The organism is Polaromonas sp. P1_F4 (genome assembly GCF_056405675.1).
In genome coordinates this window covers 115548-135760 of sequence record NZ_JBFUBP010000006.1, presented here as the reverse complement: position 1 = coordinate 135760, position 20213 = coordinate 115548, and the positions used below count along the sequence as shown (strand labels likewise).

The 20213-nt window shown below is 62.2% G+C and carries 18 protein-coding genes; all 18 read right to left on the bottom strand.

The features are described 5' to 3' along the window. Positions 1 to 23: 23 nt before the first annotated feature. The 18 genes from AC1DYQ_RS13865 to mraZ all read right to left on the bottom strand — a co-directional run bounded on the left by AC1DYQ_RS13865 (position 24) and on the right by mraZ (position 19947). A complete protein-coding gene (locus tag AC1DYQ_RS13865; protein ID WP_477687262.1) occupies positions 24 to 200 on the bottom strand; it encodes a hypothetical protein in 177 nt (58 codons plus the stop codon). A 17-nt stretch (positions 201 to 217) separates the two neighbouring features. Then, on the bottom strand, positions 218 to 1141 hold the full coding sequence (gene lpxC / locus AC1DYQ_RS13860; RefSeq protein ID WP_477687261.1) for a UDP-3-O-acyl-N-acetylglucosamine deacetylase: 924 nt from the start codon (positions 1139 to 1141) through the stop codon (positions 218 to 220). 86 nt (positions 1142 to 1227) lie between these two features. After that, a complete protein-coding gene (locus AC1DYQ_RS13855; RefSeq protein ID WP_477687260.1) occupies positions 1228 to 2208 on the bottom strand; it encodes a dienelactone hydrolase family protein in 981 nt (326 codons plus the stop codon). Positions 2209 to 2400: 192 nt separating this feature from the next. Further along, positions 2401 to 3627: a cell division protein FtsZ gene (gene ftsZ, locus AC1DYQ_RS13850; protein ID WP_477687259.1), complete on the bottom strand. Its 1227-nt coding sequence runs from the start codon at positions 3625 to 3627 to the stop codon at positions 2401 to 2403. Between the two features lie 146 nt (positions 3628 to 3773). Beyond that, positions 3774 to 5003 carry a cell division protein FtsA gene (gene ftsA / locus AC1DYQ_RS13845; protein ID WP_431098281.1) on the bottom strand — a complete coding sequence of 410 codons (1230 nt, stop codon included), beginning with the start codon at positions 5001 to 5003 and terminating at the stop codon, positions 3774 to 3776. 4 nt (positions 5004 to 5007) lie between these two features. Further along, positions 5008 to 5811: a cell division protein FtsQ/DivIB gene (locus AC1DYQ_RS13840; RefSeq protein ID WP_457281096.1), complete on the bottom strand. Its 804-nt coding sequence runs from the start codon at positions 5809 to 5811 to the stop codon at positions 5008 to 5010. Continuing rightward, the gene (locus tag AC1DYQ_RS13835; protein WP_477687258.1) at positions 5808 to 6773 is read right to left on the bottom strand and encodes a D-alanine--D-alanine ligase; all 966 of its coding nucleotides are present in this window, start codon (positions 6771 to 6773) and stop codon (positions 5808 to 5810) included. The genes AC1DYQ_RS13840 and AC1DYQ_RS13835 overlap by 4 nt, the downstream gene beginning before the upstream one ends. An 8-nt stretch (positions 6774 to 6781) precedes the next feature. Then, positions 6782 to 8215, bottom strand: a complete 1434-nt coding sequence (gene murC, locus AC1DYQ_RS13830; protein WP_477687257.1) for a UDP-N-acetylmuramate--L-alanine ligase — start codon at positions 8213 to 8215, stop codon at positions 6782 to 6784. After that, positions 8212 to 9294, bottom strand: a complete 1083-nt coding sequence (gene murG / locus AC1DYQ_RS13825) for an undecaprenyldiphospho-muramoylpentapeptide beta-N-acetylglucosaminyltransferase (RefSeq protein WP_477687256.1) — start codon at positions 9292 to 9294, stop codon at positions 8212 to 8214. Before murG ends, murC begins: the two co-directional genes overlap by 4 nt. Then, entirely contained in the window at positions 9291 to 10547 is a 1257-nt protein-coding gene (gene ftsW, locus AC1DYQ_RS13820) for a putative lipid II flippase FtsW (protein WP_477687255.1), read from the bottom strand. Before ftsW ends, murG begins: the two co-directional genes overlap by 4 nt. Beyond that, positions 10544 to 12322, bottom strand: a complete 1779-nt coding sequence (gene murD, locus AC1DYQ_RS13815) for a UDP-N-acetylmuramoyl-L-alanine--D-glutamate ligase (RefSeq protein ID WP_477687254.1) — start codon at positions 12320 to 12322, stop codon at positions 10544 to 10546. Before murD ends, ftsW begins: the two co-directional genes overlap by 4 nt. Positions 12323 to 12328: 6 nt before the next feature. After that, the gene (mraY, locus tag AC1DYQ_RS13810; protein ID WP_477687253.1) at positions 12329 to 13507 is read right to left on the bottom strand and encodes a phospho-N-acetylmuramoyl-pentapeptide-transferase; all 1179 of its coding nucleotides are present in this window, start codon (positions 13505 to 13507) and stop codon (positions 12329 to 12331) included. Next, the gene (locus AC1DYQ_RS13805; protein ID WP_477687252.1) at positions 13497 to 14906 is read right to left on the bottom strand and encodes a UDP-N-acetylmuramoyl-tripeptide--D-alanyl-D-alanine ligase; all 1410 of its coding nucleotides are present in this window, start codon (positions 14904 to 14906) and stop codon (positions 13497 to 13499) included. The genes mraY and AC1DYQ_RS13805 overlap by 11 nt, the downstream gene beginning before the upstream one ends. Beyond that, positions 14903 to 16396, bottom strand: coding sequence for a UDP-N-acetylmuramoyl-L-alanyl-D-glutamate--2,6-diaminopimelate ligase (locus tag AC1DYQ_RS13800; protein WP_477687251.1), 1494 nt, complete (start codon positions 16394 to 16396; stop codon positions 14903 to 14905). Before AC1DYQ_RS13800 ends, AC1DYQ_RS13805 begins: the two co-directional genes overlap by 4 nt. Next, entirely contained in the window at positions 16393 to 18126 is a 1734-nt protein-coding gene (locus tag AC1DYQ_RS13795) for a peptidoglycan D,D-transpeptidase FtsI family protein (RefSeq protein WP_477687250.1), read from the bottom strand. Before AC1DYQ_RS13795 ends, AC1DYQ_RS13800 begins: the two co-directional genes overlap by 4 nt. Then, a complete protein-coding gene (ftsL, locus tag AC1DYQ_RS13790; RefSeq protein WP_457281106.1) occupies positions 18123 to 18431 on the bottom strand; it encodes a cell division protein FtsL in 309 nt (102 codons plus the stop codon). The genes AC1DYQ_RS13795 and ftsL overlap by 4 nt, the downstream gene beginning before the upstream one ends. 160 nt (positions 18432 to 18591) lie before the next feature. Next, positions 18592 to 19509, bottom strand: a complete 918-nt coding sequence (gene rsmH / locus AC1DYQ_RS13785) for a 16S rRNA (cytosine(1402)-N(4))-methyltransferase RsmH (protein WP_477687249.1) — start codon at positions 19507 to 19509, stop codon at positions 18592 to 18594. Between the two features lie 9 nt (positions 19510 to 19518). Then, entirely contained in the window at positions 19519 to 19947 is a 429-nt protein-coding gene (gene mraZ, locus AC1DYQ_RS13780) for a division/cell wall cluster transcriptional repressor MraZ (RefSeq protein WP_457281642.1), read from the bottom strand. Positions 19948 to 20213: the final 266 nt, after the last annotated feature.

The following is a 20213-nucleotide window of genomic DNA, read 5'->3' as shown; positions in this document are numbered from 1 at the left end:
CGTCGCGGTCACGATGGCTGATGCTATGCCAGACGCTCAAGTACCAATACGCCGAAAAAGCCAAATGCGGCGATCAGCGTCCACTTGAGAATGGTGAGCCCGAATTGCTTGAACCGTGCCTGCCCGGTACCTGCGTAAAACATGAAAGACACCACCGCGGCCAGCAAAAACAGCAGGATGAGCCAGCGAAACAGCAGCATGGCGTATTCCGCCTGGCCTACCAGGCACGCGCCAGCGTGGCGAAGCCTGCCGGTGCTTTTTTCTCGTCCTCGAAGGTGACGACTTCGAAGGCATCCTTATGTGACAGCAACTCGCGCAGCAGCTTGTTGTTCATTGCGTGGCCGGAGCGGAATGCGCTGTAAGCGGCCAGCAGCGGTTTGCCCAACACATAGAGGTCACCCATGGCATCGAGAATCTTGTGCTTCACGAATTCGTCGTTATAACGCAGCCCATCGCTGTTGAGCACCTTGTAGTCGTCCATGACGATGGCGTTGTCCAGCCCGCCGCCCAGCGCCAGGCCATTGGCGCGCATCATTTCCACATCCTTGGTGAAGCCGAAGGTGCGGGCCCTCGCGATGTCGCGTGTGTAGGCGCCCGAGCCCATGTCGAACTCCACGCGCTGGCCGGTGGAGTCCACCGCAGGGTGGTCGAAATTAATTTCAAAACTGAGCTTGTAGCCTTCATAGGGGCTCAAGCGCGCCCACTTGGTGTTGGCGCCCTCGCCTTCGCGCACTTCCACCGGCTTGATCACGCGGATAAACCGCTTGGGAGCGGCCTGCAGCGCGATACCCGCCGATTGCAGTAAAAAAACAAACGACGAAGCTGAACCGTCCAGGATCGGCACTTCTTCGGCCGTGATGTCGACATACAGGTTGTCAATGCCCAGGCCCGCGCAGGCCGACATCAGGTGCTCAACGGTGTGCACCTTGGCGCTGCCACTGGCGATCGTCGACGCCAGCCGCGTATCCGTCACCGCCTGCGCGGAAATAACGATATCCACCGGCTGAGGCAAATCCACACGGCGAAACACAATACCGGTATCGGGTGCCGCCGGCCGCAAGGTGAGTTCGACCCGCTGCCCACTGTGCAGGCCCACGCCCACGGCTTTGGTCAGGGATTTAAGGGTACGTTGCTGAAGCATATGGGTGATTTTAAGTGTTGCAGCCGATTGCCGCAGTTGGAGTCTTTGATGGCCACCATAGCCAAAGTGCTACAGGTTTTGCCTTGTTACAGGTGCTGCCTGAAGAATGCCGTCCAGTGCGGCACCGCGACGAAGCGATTCTTCCAGTAGCCCGTGTGGAAAACCTTGCTGACACATCGGGCCATCATGGCGTTGACGTCGTCGCCGGGCATGGTGATGCCGCTGTTAAGTTCGGTCACACCCGATTCGTCGACCAAAACATCGCATTTGGCATAGTGCGGCCCGAAGACATTGCGTTGCCGTTTGTAAGGTGCGTCGAAACTGTGGCCCTCGCCTTCCAGTACCACGATCTTCGCGTTGCCGCCGCGCCCGTTCATCCAGCCCACGTGGCGTTCACAGTACCGGCTCGGGGTTTCGTCGTCCACTTCACCCGTGATGAAAAGAAATGGGGAATTCACATAAGCGTCACGCCGGGCATTGCGGTAACCGCAGTAGCCATACAAACCCACCACCGCATCGACGGGTTTGAGGTTGAAGTCGTCGGCGTACAAGCGCCGCATGTTGCGCTCAATCAGTGCGTGGGCGAATTTCTGCTGCATCATGACTGCGGCACCGCCACCCTGCGACTCACCGATGCTGCCGACCTTCTCGAAACCACGGCCGCGCAACCAGCCGGCAGCTGCGAGGCTGTCAATGGCCATATTGAATTCGTTACCGCCTTTGCGCGACGCCGCCGGATAGTCGTTGTGCGTTACGTCGATGCCTCGAGGCTTCCAGTGATCGATCACCAACGCTGCGAAACCCTCCTTCTGAAGGCTGTCCACATAGTCGAACATGCGGCTGTCGATGCCCTGCGATCCGTGCGAGATCAGCACAATCTTCGTCTGACCGGGCTGGCTGAACAGGTAGCCCTGCGCATGGAGCTTGTTGCAGACAAAGGGAGTACCCGCACACACCATGCTGGGCCAACTCACTTTTTCGGCCGCCTCGGGCCTGGCGGTTTGGGCGACCGCGAGCGGCGCAAGAAAAGCGGCCAGGGCGGCGATACACAATGCCGGGATTTTCATTTCCACCTTTTTTGACGAAATTCTGTCAAACGACAAGGAAAAAAAGTGGCCGAACCAGTCCACGCCCCAACGGCGATTAATCGAATGGAAAGCGTAGCGAGCGGGCTGAGGTTGCGCTGAGGAGCGGAGCCGTACTCAGGTACGGCGAGCACCGCAAGTGCAAGATCAGCCCGCGCAGTAGCTTTACATCGATTAATCGGCCTGCTTGCGCAGAAAGGCAGGAATCTCGAAGTCGTCCATCCCGCCGGAGGCCAGAGCGTCGACTTTTGCGGCCGCCTGGGTCCGGTTGGTGCGCCACACGCTGGGCACCGACATGTTGCCGTAGTCGGGCTGGGCCGATCCCATCGTCTGCGGTGTGCCGGCGGCATTGGCCGTTGTGTTCAGCGTGGGGACGTTGAACGGCACGTTGTCAGTACCCGTGCGCAGCACCTGCAGCGGCGGCGCATGGCGGCGCACGCCCTGGCGGGACAAGCCCGTTGCGACCACAGTCACACGGATGTCGTCGCCCAGCTCATCGTCGTAGGCCGTGCCGTAGATCACATGCGCATCGGGGGAAGCGTATGCGCGGATGGTGTTCATCGCCAGCTTGGATTCGCTCAGCTTGAGCGAGCCCTTGGCCGCGGTGATCAGCACCAGAACGCCTTTGGCGCCCGACAGGTCAATGCCTTCCAGAAGCGGGCAAGCTACAGCCTGTTCGGCGGCGATGCGCGCACGATCAGGACCGTTGGCCTTGGCCGTTCCCATCATGGCCTTGCCGGGTTCACCCATCACGGTGCGCACGTCTTCAAAGTCGACGTTGACGTGGCCGGGCACGTTGATGATTTCGGCAATGCCGCCGACGGCGTTTTTCAGCACGTCGTTGGCATGGGCAAAAGCCTCATCCTGCGTGACGTCGTCGCCCAGCACTTCGAGCAGCTTTTCATTGAGCACCACGATCAGTGAGTCAACGTTGGCTTCGAGTTCGGCCAGGCCGAGGTCGGCATTGGTCATGCGGCGCCCGCCTTCAAAATCAAACGGCTTGGTCACCACGCCGACGGTCAGGATGCCCATCTCCTTGGCCACGCGTGCGATCACGGGGGCCGCACCGGTACCGGTGCCGCCGCCCATGCCCGCGGTGATGAACAACATGTGCGCGCCAGCAATGGCGCTGCGGATATCGTCCACCGCCAGCTCGGCTGCATCGCGCCCTTTGTCGGGCTTGCTGCCCGCGCCCAGGCCGCTGGCACCCAGCTGGATGGTCTTGTGCGCACTGCCACGGCTGAGTGCCTGCGCGTCGGTATTGGCGCAGATGAATTCGACGCCTTGTACGCCGCATTCGATCATGTGCCCAACGGCATTGCCGCCGCCGCCGCCCACACCGATCACCTTGATCTGTGTGCCCTGGTTAAATTCTTCGATTTCAATCATTTCGATGCTCATTGGGAGCCTCCTAATCAATAAACTGCAGTTGCCAATAATCGGAAATTTGTATTTATGGTTGACATGGCTTCTTCATGCAGGGGGATCCGCCCCGCCGGAATGCATACAACGGGATGGTCTGCCGATAAAAGTGAAGTAGGTTTTCATCAGAAGTTCCCCACAAACCAGTCTTTGACACGGCCGAATGCGTTGTGCACACTGCCTGCCTTTTGCGACACCTTGTAGCCCCGCATGCGCGCAAGCCGGGCTTCTTCGAGCAAGCCCATGACCGTGGCTGCCCGGGCCTGGGCCACCATGTCTGACAGCGCACTGTTGTAGCGCGGTATGCCGCGTCGCACGGGCTTGAGGAAGATGTCCTCGCCGAGCTCCACCATGCCGGGCATGACGGCACTGCCACCGGTAATGACGATGCCCGAAGACAACACCTCTTCGTAGCCCGATTCGCGGATCACCTGCTGGACCAGCGAAAAAATTTCCTCGATGCGCGGCTCGATCACGCCCGCCAGGGCCTGCTTGCTCAGCATGCGCGGTCCCCGGTCTCCCAGCCCCGGCACTTCCACCTGCGTGTCGGGGTCGGCCAGCAGCTGCTTGGCGTAACCGCTTTCCACCTTGATATCTTCAGCGTCCTTGGTGGGCGTGCGCAGCGCCATCGCGATGTCGCTGGTGATCAGGTCACCGGCGATCGGGATCACCGCGGTGTGCCGGATGGCGCCACCGGTGAAGATGGCCACATCGGTGGTGCCGGCACCGATATCGACCATGGCCACACCCAGCTCCTGCTCGTCCTGTGTCAATACCGCCAGGCTCGAAGCCAGCGGATTAAGCATGAGCTGATCGACTTCAAGCCCGCAGCGCCGCACGCATTTGATGATGTTTTCAGCCGCGCTCTGGGCGCCTGTCACGATGTGGACCTTGGCTTCCAGGCGTATGCCGCTCATGCCGATGGGCTCGCGCACGTCCTGGCCGTCAATCACGAACTCCTGCGGCTCCACCAGCAGCAGACGCTGGTCGGTCGAGATGTTGATGGCCTTGGCCGTCTCGATCACGCGCGCCACGTCGGCCTGCGTAACTTCCTTGTCCTTGACCGCCACCATGCCGCTAGAGTTTATGCCGCGGATGTGGCTGCCGGTAATGCCGGTGTAGACGCGGGCGATCTTGCAGTCGGCCATCAGTTCGGCCTCTTTCAGGGCCTGCTGGATGCTTTGCACCGTGGCGTCAATATTGACGACCACCCCGCGTTTGAGCCCGTTGCTCGCCGCGATGCCCAGGCCGGCAAGCTTGAGCTCCCCGCCAGGCATGACCTCGGCCACCACCGCCATGACCTTGCTGGTTCCGATGTCCAGCCCGACCACCAGATCTTTGTATTCCTTGGCCATATGTTTACCTTTTTTTCTTTCCGTCGTCTTTGTCAGCGGGGCTTCCCGTGGTGACACCCCTGAGCCTGATCGCATAACCATTGCCGTAACGCAGGTCGGCGGACTCGAGGTCCCGCCCGTACCGGGATGACACCTGCGTCACCGTGGCAATAAAGCGGCGGGTGCGTGCCTGTATTTCGTCCAGCGACCCGTGCCCGAGCTCGATCACGGCGCCGCTGTCCAGCTGGGCACGCCAGCCACCCTGGCCGGTCATCTGCAATTGCTCCAGCGTGGCATCTGTTTCATCGAACATCGGCGCCAGCGCCTGGTAGGCCTGCAGTACCTGCGCCGCCTGACCCGGCGGCCCATTGAGCACCGGCAGGTCTTCCGCCTCGACGTCGCCCTGGTTGGCCTCAAACACTTCACCGAAACTGTTGACGAGCCGGGCGTCGCCCTCGGCCCCCCAGAATGCCACCGGCTTGTGTTCCTGCAGCACCACCTTCAGCCGGTTGGGAAATTCGCGCTGCACCAGCGCCCTGCGTACCCAGGGAACGGACTCGAACACCGCGCGCGTGGCGCCCAGGTTCACCGTGAAAAAATTGCCGGACAACCTGGGCGCCACATTGGCCCGCAGCGTTACCGCGTTGTTGTGCGCAAGGTCGCCCTCCACACGGATTGCGCTCAGGCTGAACAGGGACTGGCGCATGAGCCACGCCACGGCCAGTGACGCAACCATGGCGGCAAACGCCAGGCCCAGAACCACCGAGAAGGTGTTCATGAGCTTGACGTCCAGCGGCAAGGAAGGCGGCAGTGGCAGGGCTCTGCTCAAGTGGCGGCTCCTCCGTGTTTCTGGTGGTCGAGCGAAGCAGTCTTCAGCACTTCAATGCAAAGGTCTTCATACGAGATTCCGGCCGCACGGGCGGACATGGGCACCAGCGAATGCCCGGTCATTCCCGGCGACGTGTTGATCTCCAGCAGGTAGGGCTTGCGCGTGGTCTTGTCTATCATCACGTCGGCGCGGGCCCAGCCGCGGCAATTGAGAATGCGAAAGGTGTCCAGCACAAGCTGCTGGATGACAGCTTCTTCGCCCTCGGGCAGCCCGCAGGGAACCAGGTACTGGGTGCTGTCGGTGAAGTATTTGTTCTGGTAGTCGTAGTTACCGTCGGGCGCTACTATGCGGATGACCGGCAGCGCGCGCGCGCCGGCACCGGTACCCAGCACCGGGCAGGTCACCTCGTCACCGCTGATGAATTGCTCGCACAGGACATCGGCATCGAGTTTTTCGGCCTGTGCCACGGCGCCGGCCATGGCGGAGCGTTCTGTCACCTTGGTCAGCCCGATCGATGAACCTTCGCGTGCCGGCTTGACGATCAACGGCAGGCCGAGCGCATCCGGCAGGGCGGCAATGTCGGCAGCGCCGTAAGTGCCACGGCGCAGCAGACGGTACTGAGGCGTCGGCAATCCTTCGGAGATCATCACGCGCTTGGTCATGACCTTGTCGATGGCCATGCTGGAAGCCATGACGCCAGAGCCGGTGTAGGGAATGCCCAGCAATTCGAGCGCGCCTTGCACCGTGCCATCCTCGCCGAAGCGTCCATGCAATGCGATGAAGCAACGCTCGAACCCGTCCTCCTTCAGCTCGCTCAGGTCGCGCTCCGCAGGATCGAAGGCGTGGGCATCCACGCCACGCGAGCGAAGCGCTTTCAGTACCCCGTTACCAGACATCAGCGAGACTTCGCGCTCGGCCGACAGCCCGCCCATCAGGACGGCGACTTTTCCAAAATTCAACATGCCTGCTTTCATGCCCGGGCCTCCCTGGTGCCGCCATGCCCTGCCGGCTCCAGCATTTCTGCAACCCTTGCGGGCACCATGCCGATGGATCCGGCACCCATGCACATCACGACGTCACCATCCAGCGTGTTGTCGAGGATGGCCTGCGGCATGGCGTCGATCTCATCCACAAAGACAGGTTCTACCTTGCCGGCCACGCGTAAAGCCCGCGCCAGCGAGCGTCCGTCTGCGGCCACGATGGGCGCTTCACCGGCGGCATACACCTCGGACAGCAGCACCGCATCAGCGTGGCCGATGACTTTGACAAAATCTTCAAAACAGTCACGCGTGCGGGTGTAGCGGTGCGGCTGGAAAGCCAGCACCAGCCGCCGGCCGGGGAAGGCACCGCGCGCGGCAGCCAGCGTCGCGGCCATTTCCACCGGGTGATGGCCATAGTCTTCGATCACGGTGAAATGTCCGCCGCCCTTGGCCGGCATGTCCCCGTAACTCTGGAAGCGCCGTCCGACGCCCCGGAATTCAGCCAGCGCTTTCTGTACTGCCGCGTCGGGCACGTTGAGCTCAACGGCAATGGCAATGGCCGACAGGGCATTGAGCACGTTGTGCTCGCCGGCCAGGTTGAGCACCACGTCCATGTCGGGCAAGGTCACGCCATTGCGGCGCCGTGCCGTGAAATGCATTTGTGCGCCCACCGGCCGCACATTGACGGCGCGCACCTGCGCATCTTCGCCGAAACCATAGCTGGTAATAGGGCAGGAAACCTGCGGCAGGATGTCGCGCACAGCCGGGTCGTCGGTGCACAAGATCGCCGTGCCGTAAAAAGGCATGCGGTGCAGGAAGTCGACAAAAGCTTTCTTGAGGTTGCCGAAATCGTGGCCGTAAGTCTCCATGTGGTCAGCGTCGATGTTGGTGACGACCGCCATCACGGGCAGCAGGTTCAGGAACGAAGCGTCCGATTCGTCAGCTTCGACCACGATGTAGTCGCCCGAGCCGAGCTTGGCGTTGGCGCCGGCGCTGTTGAGACGCCCGCCGATCACAAAGGTCGGGTCCAGACCGCCTTCGGCCAGCACGCTGGCGACCAGGCTGGTGGTGGTAGTTTTGCCATGCGTCCCGGCAATCGCGATGCCCTGCTTCAGGCGCATCAGTTCGGCGAGCATCAGCGCGCGCGGCACCACGGGAATGCGTTTGTCACGCGCCGCCAGCACCTCGGGGTTGTCGGCCTGTACGGCGGTGGATGTCACCACGGCGTCGACCATCTCAAGGTTGCCGGCGGTGTGGCCGACGAAAGTCTTGATGCCGAGCTTGCCCAGGCGTCGCAGCGTTGGGCTGTCTGACAGGTCAGACCCCGAAATGACGTATCCCAGGTTGTGCAGCACCTCTGCAATGCCAGACATGCCGGCGCCGCCCAGACCGATGAAGTGAATGTTTTTGATGGCGTGTTTCATGTCGCCAGCTCCTCGCAAGCGGCCACCACACGGGCCGTGGCTTCAGTTTTTTGCATGGTTTTGGCCTGTAAGGCTCTCTGGACGAGCGCAAGCCGCTCTGTTTTTTGTAGCATCTCTGCCAGCATGCCAACACTAAGGTCGCGCTGCTGGACCAACCATCCGCCTCCCTGGTCGACCAGGAACTTCGCGTTGACTGTCTGGTGGTCGTCGACCGCAGCGGGAAAAGGCACGAACAGTGCCGCAGCGCCCACGGCCGCGATTTCCGTGACCGTACTGGCACCAGCGCGGCAAATGACCAGGTCGGCATCGGCGAAGGCCTGTGCGGTGTCTTCAATAAATGGCGTGAGCTCGGCGGACACGCCAGCCGCTGCGTAATTGGCGCGCAATTCTTCAATCTGCAGCGCGCCGCTTTGGTGGAGAACCTGTGGTCGTTCTGCCTCAGGGATCAGCGCGAGGGCTTTGGGTACCAGCTCGTTCAACCCCCGGGCGCCCAGGCTTCCACCGACCACCAGCAGCTTCAGGGGACCGCTGCGTCCGGCAAAACGCTCTTGCGGGCCGGGCTGCCGGGTAAATGCTGGCCGCAGGGGATTGCCTACCCATTCGGCTTTGGGCAACACGCCCGGAAATGCGGTGAAGACGCGGTCAGCCACACTCGCCAGCACCTTGTTGACCATACCCGCCACCGAATTCTGCTCGTGCAGAACCAGGGGCTTACCCAACAGCACGCTCATCATCCCGGCCGGGAAACTGATGTAGCCGCCCAGGCCGACCACCACATCGGGCTTGACGCGGCGTACCACCTGGATGCTTTGCCAAAACGCCTTGAGCAGGCGCAGGGGCAAGAATGCCAGCGTGACCGGCCCTTTGCCCCGCACACCGGAAAAATCAATCGATTCGAAAGGAAAGCCGCGTGGCGGTACCAGCTGGCTTTCCATGCTGGGTCGGACTGCGCTGCCACGCCCGCCCAGCCAGTGCACCCGCCAGCCGCGCTCCCGCAGGGCCTCAGCCACGGCCAGGCCCGGGAAAATGTGCCCGCCCGTTCCTCCGGCCATCACCAAAGCACAGTGTTGCTTGCTCATGCGCGGCCTCCTCTCATGAGCAGGCGATTCTCATAGTCAATCCTCAGCACCACGGCCAAAGAAATCAGGTTCATCAGAATCGCCGAACCGCCATAACTCATCAACGGCAGCGTGAGGCCCTTGGTCGGCAGCGCACCGAGGTTCACGCCAATGTTGATGAAGGTCTGGAAACCTATCCAGATGCCCACGCCTTGCGCCACCAGGCCGGCAAACAGACGGTCCAGTGCAATCGACTGGCGACCGATGTGCATGATGCGACGGGTCATCCACATGAACATGCCGATCACCGCCAGCACGCCAGCCAAGCCAAACTCTTCACCGATCACGGCCATCAGGAAGTCGGTGTGCGCTTCGGGCAGCCAATGCAGCTTCTCAATGCTGCCGCCCAGACCCACACCGAAAATCTCGCCGCGGCCGAAGGCAATCAGGGAGTGGGAGAGCTGGTAGCCCTTGCCCATGGAGTATTTGTCGCTCCACGGGTCGAGGTAGGCAAAGATGCGCTCACGCCGCCATTCGCTGAGCATCACCATCAAGCTGAAGGCAACCACCACCACAGCCGCGATGACAAAGAACATGCGGGCGTTGACACCGCCCAGGAAGAGAATGCCCATCGCAATGACCGAGATCACCATGAACGCGCCCATGTCGGGTTCGGCCAGCAATAACAATCCGACAATTGCTATGGCCACAGCCATGGGCATCACCGCGCGGAAGAAGCGCTCTTTCACTTCCATCTTGCGGACCATGTAATCGGCCGCATAGAGAAGCACCGCGAATTTCGCGAGCTCTGAAGGCTGAAAGTTCATGATGCCCAGCGAAATCCAGCGGCGGGCGCCATTCACACCTTTTCCGATAAAGGGCACCAGGACCAATATCAGCAGCAGCAGGGAGAGGACAAACAGCCAGGGGGCCAGTTTTTCCCACGTGGCCAGCGGCACCTGGAATGCCAGGACGGCGACGATGAGAGCGACCACCAGCGACAACACATGGCGCAGCAGGAAATGGGTATGCGCATAGCGCGCGAATTTGGGGTTGTCAGGCATGGCGACGGAAGCTGAATACACCATCACAAGGCCCCACATCAACAAGGCCACGGTGACCCACAGCAGCGCCTGGTCAAAACCGGCCATGCGAACAGGAGGTGCGGCCAGCGTCTGTGGCCGGCTGTGTCCGCCAAGCCGCACGGGAAGGACTTCCGACGCGGCCTTGCCGAAACCGGAAAACCAGCCGAAAAAGCGCACGACAGCCGTCACAGCACATGCCCCTGTTCTTGCGCCAGCGCCTGCACGGCTTCGCAAAAGACCTTGGCCCGGTGCTCGTAGTTGTCGAACATGTCGAAGCTGGCACAGGCCGGCGACATCAGGACGGCGTCACCGGTCTGTGCCTGCTGCGCGGCCAGGGTGACCGCTTCCTCCATGGATACGGCGTCGAACACTGGAATATTGCGGGGCAAGACCTCCTTGATGAGGGGTGCGTCGCGCCCTATCAGCACCACGGCCCGGACGTGGCGCTGCACCGGGTCGGCCAGCGGTGAGAAGTCCTGCCCCTTGCCTTCGCCGCCCAGAATGAGCACCAGCTTGCGCTCCAGGCCCAACCCTGTCAGGGCCGCCACGGTGGCGCCCACGTTGGTGCCTTTGCTGTCGTCGAAGTATTCAACGTCATTGACGACAGCCACCGACTCCACGCGATGGGGCTCACCGCGGTATTCGCGCAGGCCGTGCAGCATGGGGGCGAGGTTGCAGCCCGCAGCCACAGCCAGACCCAGCGCGGCCAGGGCGTTGGTGGCGTTGTGCCGCCCGCGTATGCGCAGGGCTTCGATAGGCATCAGGCGCTGCACGTGCAGCTCTACCTCTTCGTCCTTGCGGCGCTTGATGGTTTCGTCGGCCTCGGCCGCGCGCACCAGCCAGGTCATGCCATTGACGGTTTCGATCCCGTAATCACCGGGGCGTTGCGGTTCGCCCGCCCCGAAGGTGGCATGAGGACGAACTTGCGGCGGCTTCAGCCGCACCTTGACGGGCGGCGGCAGCATCGCCATCACCCGCTCATCGTCTCGGTTGAGCAGCATGAAAGTGGCAGCGCCGAAGACCTTGGCTTTCGCCGCAGCATAGGCGTCCATATCGCCGTGCCAGTCGAGGTGATCCTGCGTGATGTTGAGCACTACCGCGGCCGTCGGTTCAAAGCCCTGCACGTCGGCCAGCTGGAAGCTGGACAGCTCCAGCACCCAGACTTGCGGCAGGGTTTGCGCGTCCATATGGGCCGACAGCGTGTCGAGCAGCGTCGGGCCTATGTTGCCGGCCACGGCCACGGTTTTTCCGGCGCGCTGCACCAGTTGGCCCAGCAGTGAGGTCACCGTGGTTTTGCCATTGGTGCCAGTGATGGCCAGCACTGCGGGGCGGTAGCCCGGCACGGGTTCGGCCTGCACCAGGGCCAGCAGGGCCGCGGGCAGTGTGGCATCTTCACCGGCTTCATCTGGAACCGGCGCATCGTCTGCGGCATCCGGTGCGGCAATGACCGTCTCTTGCAGGTCGCCTGAAGCGTCGGCCGCCACGGCGGTCTCGTCTTTGGGTGAGTCAGTGACATCGGCTACAGCGGCTTCGGGCGCGTCGGGCAACGCCACTTCGGCCGCTGGCTCGGGAGATGCGGCAGCTTGGTCGGATTGCTCGATTGCCTCAACGGCCGGTGACTCGCGCAGATCCGCCAAAGCCCGCGCGAACAAATCCAGCTCCCCACCCACAGGCAATCCCATGGCGCGTGCGGCATCAGCCACGGGCGCGATGGTCTCGGGCGTCAGCCCGGGCGAGCGATAGACGGCGCGCACGGACGCGCCCCGCACCAGTTCGGGCTTGAAGGCGCCACTTAAAAATTCCACACCCGGAAGCTCTTCGCGCAAGGTGGCGAGCAAGGGCGGCGCTTCGCGCGTGTCGGCGACCGTCACGTGCGCCCCGTGGCGTGCGCACCAGCGCGCCATGGCCAGGCCGGACGCGCCCAGGCCCAGGATCAACACGGTTTGGTCTTGCAGATGCCGCATGCCTGTTTACCTGAGCTTCAAGGTGGAAAGACCAACAAGGCACAGCAACATGGTGATGATCCAGAAACGCACGACCACCTGCGTTTCTTTCCAGCCGCTTTTCTCGAAGTGATGATGCAGCGGCGCCATCTTGAGGATGCGGCGGCCTTCGCCGTAGCGTTTCTTGGTGTACTTGAACCAGGTCACCTGCATCATGACGGAGAGCGCCTCGACGACAAAGATGCCGCCCATGATGGCCAGCACGATTTCCTGGCGCACGATGACCGCGATGGTGCCCAGCGCAGCGCCCAGCGCCAGCGCGCCCACGTCGCCCATGAAGACCTGGGCCGGGTGCGTGTTGAACCACAGAAAGGCCAGGCCAGCGCCTGCCATGGCCGAGCAGAAAATCAGCAGCTCACCCGAGCCGGGAATGTGCGGGAAGAACAGGTATTTGGAGTAGACCGAGCTGCCGGTGACGTAGGCAAACACACCGAGCGCCGAGCCCACCATGACGACCGGCATGATGGCCAGGCCGTCCAGCCCGTCGGTCAGGTTGACGGCATTGCTGGAGCCCACGATCACTAGGTAAGTCAGGATCACGAAGCCGAACACGCCCAGCGGGTAGCTGATTTCCTTGACGAAGGGCACCAGCAGGCCAGCCTTGGGCGGCAGGTTCACGTCAAAGCCCGACTGCACCCAACTGAAGAACAGTTCGAGCACGCGCATGTTGGAGCTCTCGGAAATGCTGAACACCAGGTACAGCGCCGCGATGAGGCCGATGATGGACTGCCACAGATATTTCTCGCGTGAACGCATACCTTCCGGGTCCTTGAGTACGACCTTGCGCCAGTCGTCCGCCCAGCCTATGGCGCCAAAGCCCAACGTGACGATAAGGACGATCCAGACGAAACGGTTGGACAAATCAAACCACAGCAATGTGGAAATTCCGATGGACAGCAGAATCAGCACACCGCCCATGGTGGGCGTGCCGCTCTTGCTCAAATGGGTCTGCATTGCGTATTCCCGAATCGGCTGCCCGATCTTCAGCGAGATCAACCGCCGGATCACAAAGGGGCCAGCCAGCAGACCGATCAGCAGTGCTGTGAGCGCGGCCATGACTGCACGGAACGTCAGGTACTGGAACACCCTGAAGGACCCGAATTCGGGGGAGATTGACTGGAGCCACTGGGCCAGACTAAGCAGCATGGGGCTCTTCCTTCTGATGTTGTTGATGTTGTGTTTGATCTTGCGCATTGGCCATGATGGCCTGGACCACACGCTCCATCTTCATGAAGCGCGAACCCTTGACCAGCATGCTGCCGGTGTGGGGCAGCTCGGCCAGCACGGCGGCGGCGAGTTCGTCCATGCCGCCGAAAATTTGCGCACCGCCGAAACCGGCCGCTGCCTGCTTTGACTGCTCGCCCAATGTGAACAATTTTTCTATACCCAGCGCGCGCGCATGGCGGCCGGCTTCATCGTGGAACTGCGGCCCCTGGTTGCCGACCTCGCCCATGTCGCCCATCACCATCAGGCGCGGGCCGGGCAGTTCGGCGAGGACCTCCAGCGCGGCGCGCATGGAGTCGGGATTGGCGTTGTAGCTGTCGTCGACCAGCGTCAACACCCGGCCTAGCAGTGCCACGGCGATGGCACGGGAACGACCCTTGACCGGCACAAAAGCCGAGAGGCCCGCGGAGATGGATGCCAGGGGAACGCCCGCCGCCAGCGCGCAGGCCGCGGCGGCCAAGGCGTTTTTGACGTTGTGCCGGCCCGCGATGTGCAGAGAGAAATCAGTGTTGCCCACTGGGGTCGTAGCTACCACCTTCCAGCAGCCGTCATCCCATTGCGCGGTGCCTGTGATGTCGGCGGCGCCCGAGAGCGCGAAGGTCAGTACCTTGCGCGTGCCGACCAGTTCACGCCACAGCGGGGTGTAGTCGTCGTCGGCCGGAAAGACCGCTGTGCCGCCCGCATCCAGCGACAAAAATACCGAGCCGTTTTCGCGCGCCACCGCTTCCACCGTGGCCATGAATTCCAGATGTTCGCGCTGCGCATTGTTGACCAGCGCGACGGCAGGCCTGGCAATTTCGGCCAGATAAGCGATCTCACCCGGGTGGTTCATGCCCAGCTCGACCACCCCTACTTCGTGCGCGGCCGACAGGCGCAGCAGCGTGAGCGGCACACCGATGTCGTTGTTGAGGTTGCCTTCAGTGGCGAAGGCCTTGTCAGCCTTCCAGGCGCGCAAGATGGCCGCGATCATTTGCGTGACGGTGGTTTTCCCGTTGCTGCCCGTCACCGCCACCAGCGGCAGACGGAACTGCGAGCGCCAACCGGCGGCCAATTGACCCAGCGCCAGGCGCGTGTCGGGCACTTCCAGCCCCGGCAGGCCGGCTTGCGCCAGGCCTTTGTGGGCAATGGCCGCGACAGCGCCCTGCTCCTTGGCCTGTGCGAGGAAATCATGGGCATCGAAGCGCTCGCCCTTGAGCGCCACAAAGAGGTCGCCCGCCTGCAGACTGCGCGTGTCGGTGTTGACCCGCAAGGCCTGCACGCTGCCGTCGCCCACAAGACGAGCGGCGGGCAACCAGCCCAGGGCTTGCTGCAGGCGCATCATGACTGGCCTCCCTGTATTGGCGAAGCCAGGGCATCGAGCGCGGCCTGCGCATGCTCGCGATCGGAGAAGGGAAGCTTCGCACCACCCACTTCCTGGAAACTTTCGTGGCCCTTGCCTGCCAGCAGCACAATGTCTTCGGGGCGGGCCAGGCTCAAGGCGTGCGTGATGGCGGCTGACCGGTCGGCCTGAACGTGCACAGCATCGCGGCGGCTCAGGCCAAGCAAGACCTGGCAAATGATGGCCAGCGGGTTTTCGCTACGCGGGTTGTCACTGGTCACTACCACCTGGTCGGCATTTTTTTCAGCTACAGCCGCCATCAGCGGACGCTTGGTGGTGTCGCGGTCACCACCACAGCCGAACACGCACCAGAGCTGGCCATTGCGGTGTGCCGCTGCCGGCCGCAGCGCGAGCAACACCTTTTCAAGAGCGTCGGGCGTGTGAGCGTAATCAATCACCACCAGTGGCCGTCCCTGGACGGCCAGCGTCTCGGTGCGGCCGGGCACGGGCAGCAGGCCGGAGCAGGCATTCACCGCATCGGCCAGTGACACACCCATGGCGCGCAGGGCTGCGAGCACACCGAGCAGGTTGGACACGTTGTACTGGCCCACCAGCCGGGCAGCCAGCGTGTGGCTTTCGGCACCCTCGGTCACCTCAAAACTCAATGCTTCGGTGCCGTGCTCGATCTTGCGCGCCTGCAAGCGTGCCGGTTCCGCACAGGATACCGTCCAGAGGTCCAGGCCGCTCCCCGCGAGCGACTCCTTCAGTTCTGCACCCTTGGCATCGTCAATATTGATGACCGCCGCCTTCAGGCCCGGCCAAGCGAACAGCGCGGCCTTGGCCTCCCAATAGGCTTGCATGGAAGCGTGGTAGTCGAGGTGGTCCTGCGTGAAGTTGGTAAATATCGCGACCTCAATGGCGGTCGCGTCCAGGCGGTGTTCGACCACGCCGATGGAGGAGGCCTCCAGCGCGCAGGCGACGAAACCCTGGTCGGCGAAGCGCCGAAGTTCCTGTTGCAGCAGCACCGGGTCGGGCGTCGTCAGGCCGTTGGAAACCATGGCACCAGGCTCACCTACGCCCAGCGTGCCAATGACGCCGCATTTGCGACCCAGCCGACCCAGAGCCTGCGCCAGCCACCAGGCGGTGGAGGTTTTGCCGTTGGTACCGGTGACGGCGGATATCCGCAGCTGCCGGCTCGGCTGGTTGAAGTAGACGGAGGCGATAGGCCCGGTCGCAGCCTTGAGACCGGCGTATTCGGCGATCTTTTCGTCCTGGAAACCGAAGGCGGCCGCGCCTTCCTGTTCGACCAGACAGGCAGTGGCGCCCGCATTCAACGCGCTGCCCACAAACTTGCGCCCGTCGGTCGCGGTGCCGGGCCAGGCGATAAAGCCGTCGCCCGGGGTCAGCCTGCGGCTGTCCGTGCACAGGCCGCCGGTCACGCGCTCGCGCAGCCAGCCGGCGGCTTGTTCAGGCGAGTGAAGCTGCGCGCTCAAAACGACTCCTCCACGGCCTGGGTGTTGATTTGCGGCTTGACGCTCATGTCGGGCTGCACGCCCATCATGCGCAGGGTCTGTTGCACCACCTCGCTGAACACAGGCGCGGCGGCCACGCCGCCGAAGTAGTTGCCATCGCTTGGCTCGTCGATCATCACACCGACGACGATGCGCGGTGCTTCAATGGGCGCCATGCCGGTGAACCAGGCTCGGTACTTGTTGGTGGCGTAACCTTTTCCAACCTGCTTGTGCGCCGTTCCCGATTTGCCACCTACCGAATAACCCACCGTTTGCGCCAACGGGCCAGTACCACCGGGCGCGGCGGCCATTTGCAGCATCCGGCGGACGGCGTGCGCGTTCGCTGCCGAAAAGACCTGTACGCCTACCGCGGGCTCACTGCTCCTGAGCATGGTGACGGGAATGATCTGACCGTCATGCGCGAACGCAGTGTAGGAGTGCGCCATCTGGAACAGCGAGGCCGACAGCCCGTAGCCATAAGCCATGGTCGCCTGCTCGACAGGGCGCCATGTCTTCCAGGGTCGCACACGTCCGGTGACCGCGCCTGGGAACTGGATCTGCGGCTTTTGCCCATAACCCAGTGCCATGTAGGTCTCCCACATTTCCTGCGGACTCATCTTTTGTGCGATCTTCAGCGCGCCGACGTTACTGGATTTCTGGATGACGCCTTCCACTGTCAACGTGCCGTAGTTGTGGGTGTCACTGATGGTGAAGCCGCCGATGCTGTAACGGCCGGGTCCGGTTTCGATGACGGTTTGCGGCTTGATGCGACCGGCCTCCAGCGCCATGGCCACCGTGATCGGCTTCATCGTGGAACCCGGCTCGAAGGTATCGGTGAGGGCTCGATTACGCAACTGCTCGCCGGTCAGATTTTTCCGCCTGTCGGGCACGTAGCTGGGATAGTTCGCCAGTGCCAATACCTCACCGGTGGTGGAGTCCAGCACCACGACGCTGCCGGCCCGGGCTTTGCGCGCAATGACCGCGTCGCGCAGCTTCTGGTAGGCGAAGAACTGCACCTTGCTGTCTATGCTCAGCTGGATGTCCTTGCCTTCGACGGGCGGCATCTGTTCGCCGACATCCTCGACGACACGACCCAGGCGGTCCTTGATCACGCGGCGTGAACCGGCCTTGCCGGCCAGGTCCTTGTTGAAGGCCAGCTCAATGCCCTCCTGGCCGCGATCCTCAACGTTGGTGAAGCCCACCACGTGGGCCACGGTTTCGCCCTCGGGATATTGACGCTTGTACTCCTTGCGCTGGTAGATGCCCTTGATGCCCATGGCGTGGATTTTTTTTGCCACCGGCTCGTCGACCTGACGCTTGAGCCAGACAAAGGTCTTGTCCTCTTCGCCCAGTTTCCTGTTGAGTTCGACCAGCGGCATTTCCAGCAGCACGGCCAGCTCGGCCAGTTGCGACTTGCTGGCTTCGACGTCTTCGGGAATGGCCCAGATGCTGGATGCCGGTACGCTGGATGCGAGGATCAACCCATTGCGGTCCAGGATGCGGCCGCGGTTGGCGGGCAACTCCAGTGTGCGGGCAAAGCGCACCTCACCCTGGCGCTGGAAAAATTCATTGCCAAAAATCTGGATATAGGCCGCACGGCCCGCTAGCCCGGCAAAAGCCAACGCGATACCGGCCACGATGAATTTGCTGCGCCAGACCGGAGTCTTGCTGGCCAGCAGGGGGCTGGACGAATAAAGCACGCTGCGGCTCATGGCCTGGGCCCTTCCGGCGCCGAAGCCGCCGTTACCGGAGCGTCCTTGTAGCTCACATATTGCGTGATGGCAGGTGTCACCGTGCGCATCTGCAGCTTGTCCTTCGCAAGCTTCTCGACCTTCAGCGGCGTAGCCTGGGCGCGCTTTTCCACCTGCAAACGCTCGTTGTCCATTTCGATTTTGCGGGCTTCGGCCGTCGCTTTTTCCAGCTCGACATAGAGGCGTCGCGACTCGTACTGGGTGCGCACGAGGTAAAGCGCGCTGGCCAACACGGCGAGAAGCAACACGAGGTTCAGCCTGGCCATGATATGACCCCCACGCTTGTCGCTTCGCGTACTGCGCTGCCCCCCGAGGGGGCCGCTGCGCCTGCGGCCCGGCAGAGCCGGTTCCGCGGCCCCGGCTGGCATGAAATGCCTGTCGCCCTTTGTAGGTCCCCCACGTTTGTCGCTTCGCGTACTACGGGGTTCATGCCGCCACCCCCGTGCGTTCGGCGACGCGCATTACGGCGCTGCGCGAGCGCGGATTGCCTTCGACCTCTTCCGCGCTGGGCTTGGTGCGGCCAAGCGCCTTGAGCTGCATGGCCTTGGGTTCGGCGAAAGGCGCGCGACGGTCGAACACCTCGCGCGAATGTGCGGCGATGAACTGCTTGACGATACGGTCTTCGAGCGAATGAAAACTGATCACCACCAGACGGCCTCCCGGTTGGAGAACTTTCAGCGACGCAGCTAGCGCCTGTTGCAGCTCTTCAAGCTCGGCGTTGATGAAAATCCGAAGAGCCTGAAATGTGCGCGTTGCAGGGTCCTTGCCCGGCTCGCGGGTTTTGACCGCGCCAGCCACGACTTCGGCCAGCTCAGCGGTGGTTCGAAGAGGGCCCCGTTCCTGTCGGCGACGATCAATCGCCTTTGCAATCTGTTGAGCAAACCGTTCTTCGCCATATTCACGAATCACCTCCGCCATGGTTTCTATGGATGCATCCACCAGCCACTCGGCCACGCTCTGGCCACGCGTGGTGTCCATGCGCATGTCCAAAGGCCCCTCTTGCCGAAAAGAAAAACCGCGCACCGGGTTGTCGATCTGCGGTGAGCTCACACCCAGATCCATCAGTACGCCGGCCGCACTGGCGACGGGCAACAGACCCAGATGCATGAAACCCTCGTGACGGATGGAAAACCGCGGGTCGGTGATGGTGCGCGCCTCGGCAATGGCGTCGAGATCCTTGTCGAAGGCAGTAAGCCGTCCTTGGGGTGAGAGCTGCGACAGCAACAACCGCGAATGCCCGCCGCGCCCGAAGGTCGCGTCGACGTAGTGGCCGTCCGGGTTGACAAGAAGCGCCGCTATGGCTTCGTTCAACAAGACGGTGCGGTGTGTCCATGTGCCGTTCACCGTCTTCTTTCAGAACGAGAAGTCTCTGAAGACATCGGGCATCTCGCCCTTCATTTGCTCGGCCTCCTGAGCTGCGTAGGTGGCGGCGTCCCAAAGCTCAAAATAGCCACCCATGCCCAGTAGCACCGTGTCTTTGCTGATGCCGGCAGCCGCGCGCAATTCGGGCGACACCAGCACACGGCCGGTAGCGTCCATGTCGACGTCCATTGCGTTGCCGAGGAAGATGCGCTTCCACCACTGCGCCTGCATCGGCAACGAAGCGATACGGTCGCGGAATTTTTCCCACTCGTTGCGGGGAAAAATCATGAGGCAACCGTGCGGGTGCTTGGTGATGGTGAGTTGGCCGGAAGCTGTGGCGCTCAGCACGTCACGATGCCTGGTAGGCACGGAGAGCCTACCCTTGGTATCGAGAACTAACGATGAAGCACCTTGAAACACTGCTACAAACCCTTGAAAAACACTTTTCACCACTAAATTGCACTTTTCCCCACTTTAGCAGGAAACCATTTGCAAACAAGGGATTTGAAACAAATTTTTTCAATGAAATCAAGGACTTAGGAGTATCTTCGGATCCGGCGTCTATATTAAAAATCGTTCTAAATTAAGCACTTAGGCGGCGCACTGAAAGTATTGCTTTAAGCACCAGCAACTGGGCGCCAGCCAAAACGGAAAAAAGAGGGACTATTTCCATCCATTCGAACGCT

Coding starts and splice junctions, on each gene's coding strand:
- AC1DYQ_RS13865 (WP_477687262.1), bottom strand. CDS start 200: ATGCTGCTGTTTCGCTGGCTCATCCTGCTGTTTTTGCTGGCCGCGGTG.
- lpxC (WP_477687261.1), bottom strand. CDS start 1,141: ATGCTTCAGCAACGTACCCTTAAATCCCTGACCAAAGCCGTGGGCGTG.
- AC1DYQ_RS13855 (WP_477687260.1), bottom strand. CDS start 2,208: ATGAAAATCCCGGCATTGTGTATCGCCGCCCTGGCCGCTTTTCTTGCG.
- ftsZ (WP_477687259.1), bottom strand. CDS start 3,627: ATGAGCATCGAAATGATTGAAATCGAAGAATTTAACCAGGGCACACAG.
- ftsA (WP_431098281.1), bottom strand. CDS start 5,003: ATGGCCAAGGAATACAAAGATCTGGTGGTCGGGCTGGACATCGGAACC.
- AC1DYQ_RS13835 (WP_477687258.1), bottom strand. CDS start 6,773: ATGTTGAATTTTGGAAAAGTCGCCGTCCTGATGGGCGGGCTGTCGGCC.
- murC (WP_477687257.1), bottom strand. CDS start 8,215: ATGAAACACGCCATCAAAAACATTCACTTCATCGGTCTGGGCGGCGCC.
- murG (WP_477687256.1), bottom strand. CDS start 9,294: ATGAGCAAGCAACACTGTGCTTTGGTGATGGCCGGAGGAACGGGCGGG.
- murD (WP_477687254.1), bottom strand. CDS start 12,322: ATGCGGCATCTGCAAGACCAAACCGTGTTGATCCTGGGCCTGGGCGCG.
- mraY (WP_477687253.1), bottom strand. CDS start 13,507: ATGCTGCTTAGTCTGGCCCAGTGGCTCCAGTCAATCTCCCCCGAATTC.
- AC1DYQ_RS13805 (WP_477687252.1), bottom strand. CDS start 14,906: ATGATGCGCCTGCAGCAAGCCCTGGGCTGGTTGCCCGCCGCTCGTCTT.
- AC1DYQ_RS13795 (WP_477687250.1), bottom strand. CDS start 18,126: ATGAGCCGCAGCGTGCTTTATTCGTCCAGCCCCCTGCTGGCCAGCAAG.
- ftsL (WP_457281106.1), bottom strand. CDS start 18,431: ATGGCCAGGCTGAACCTCGTGTTGCTTCTCGCCGTGTTGGCCAGCGCG.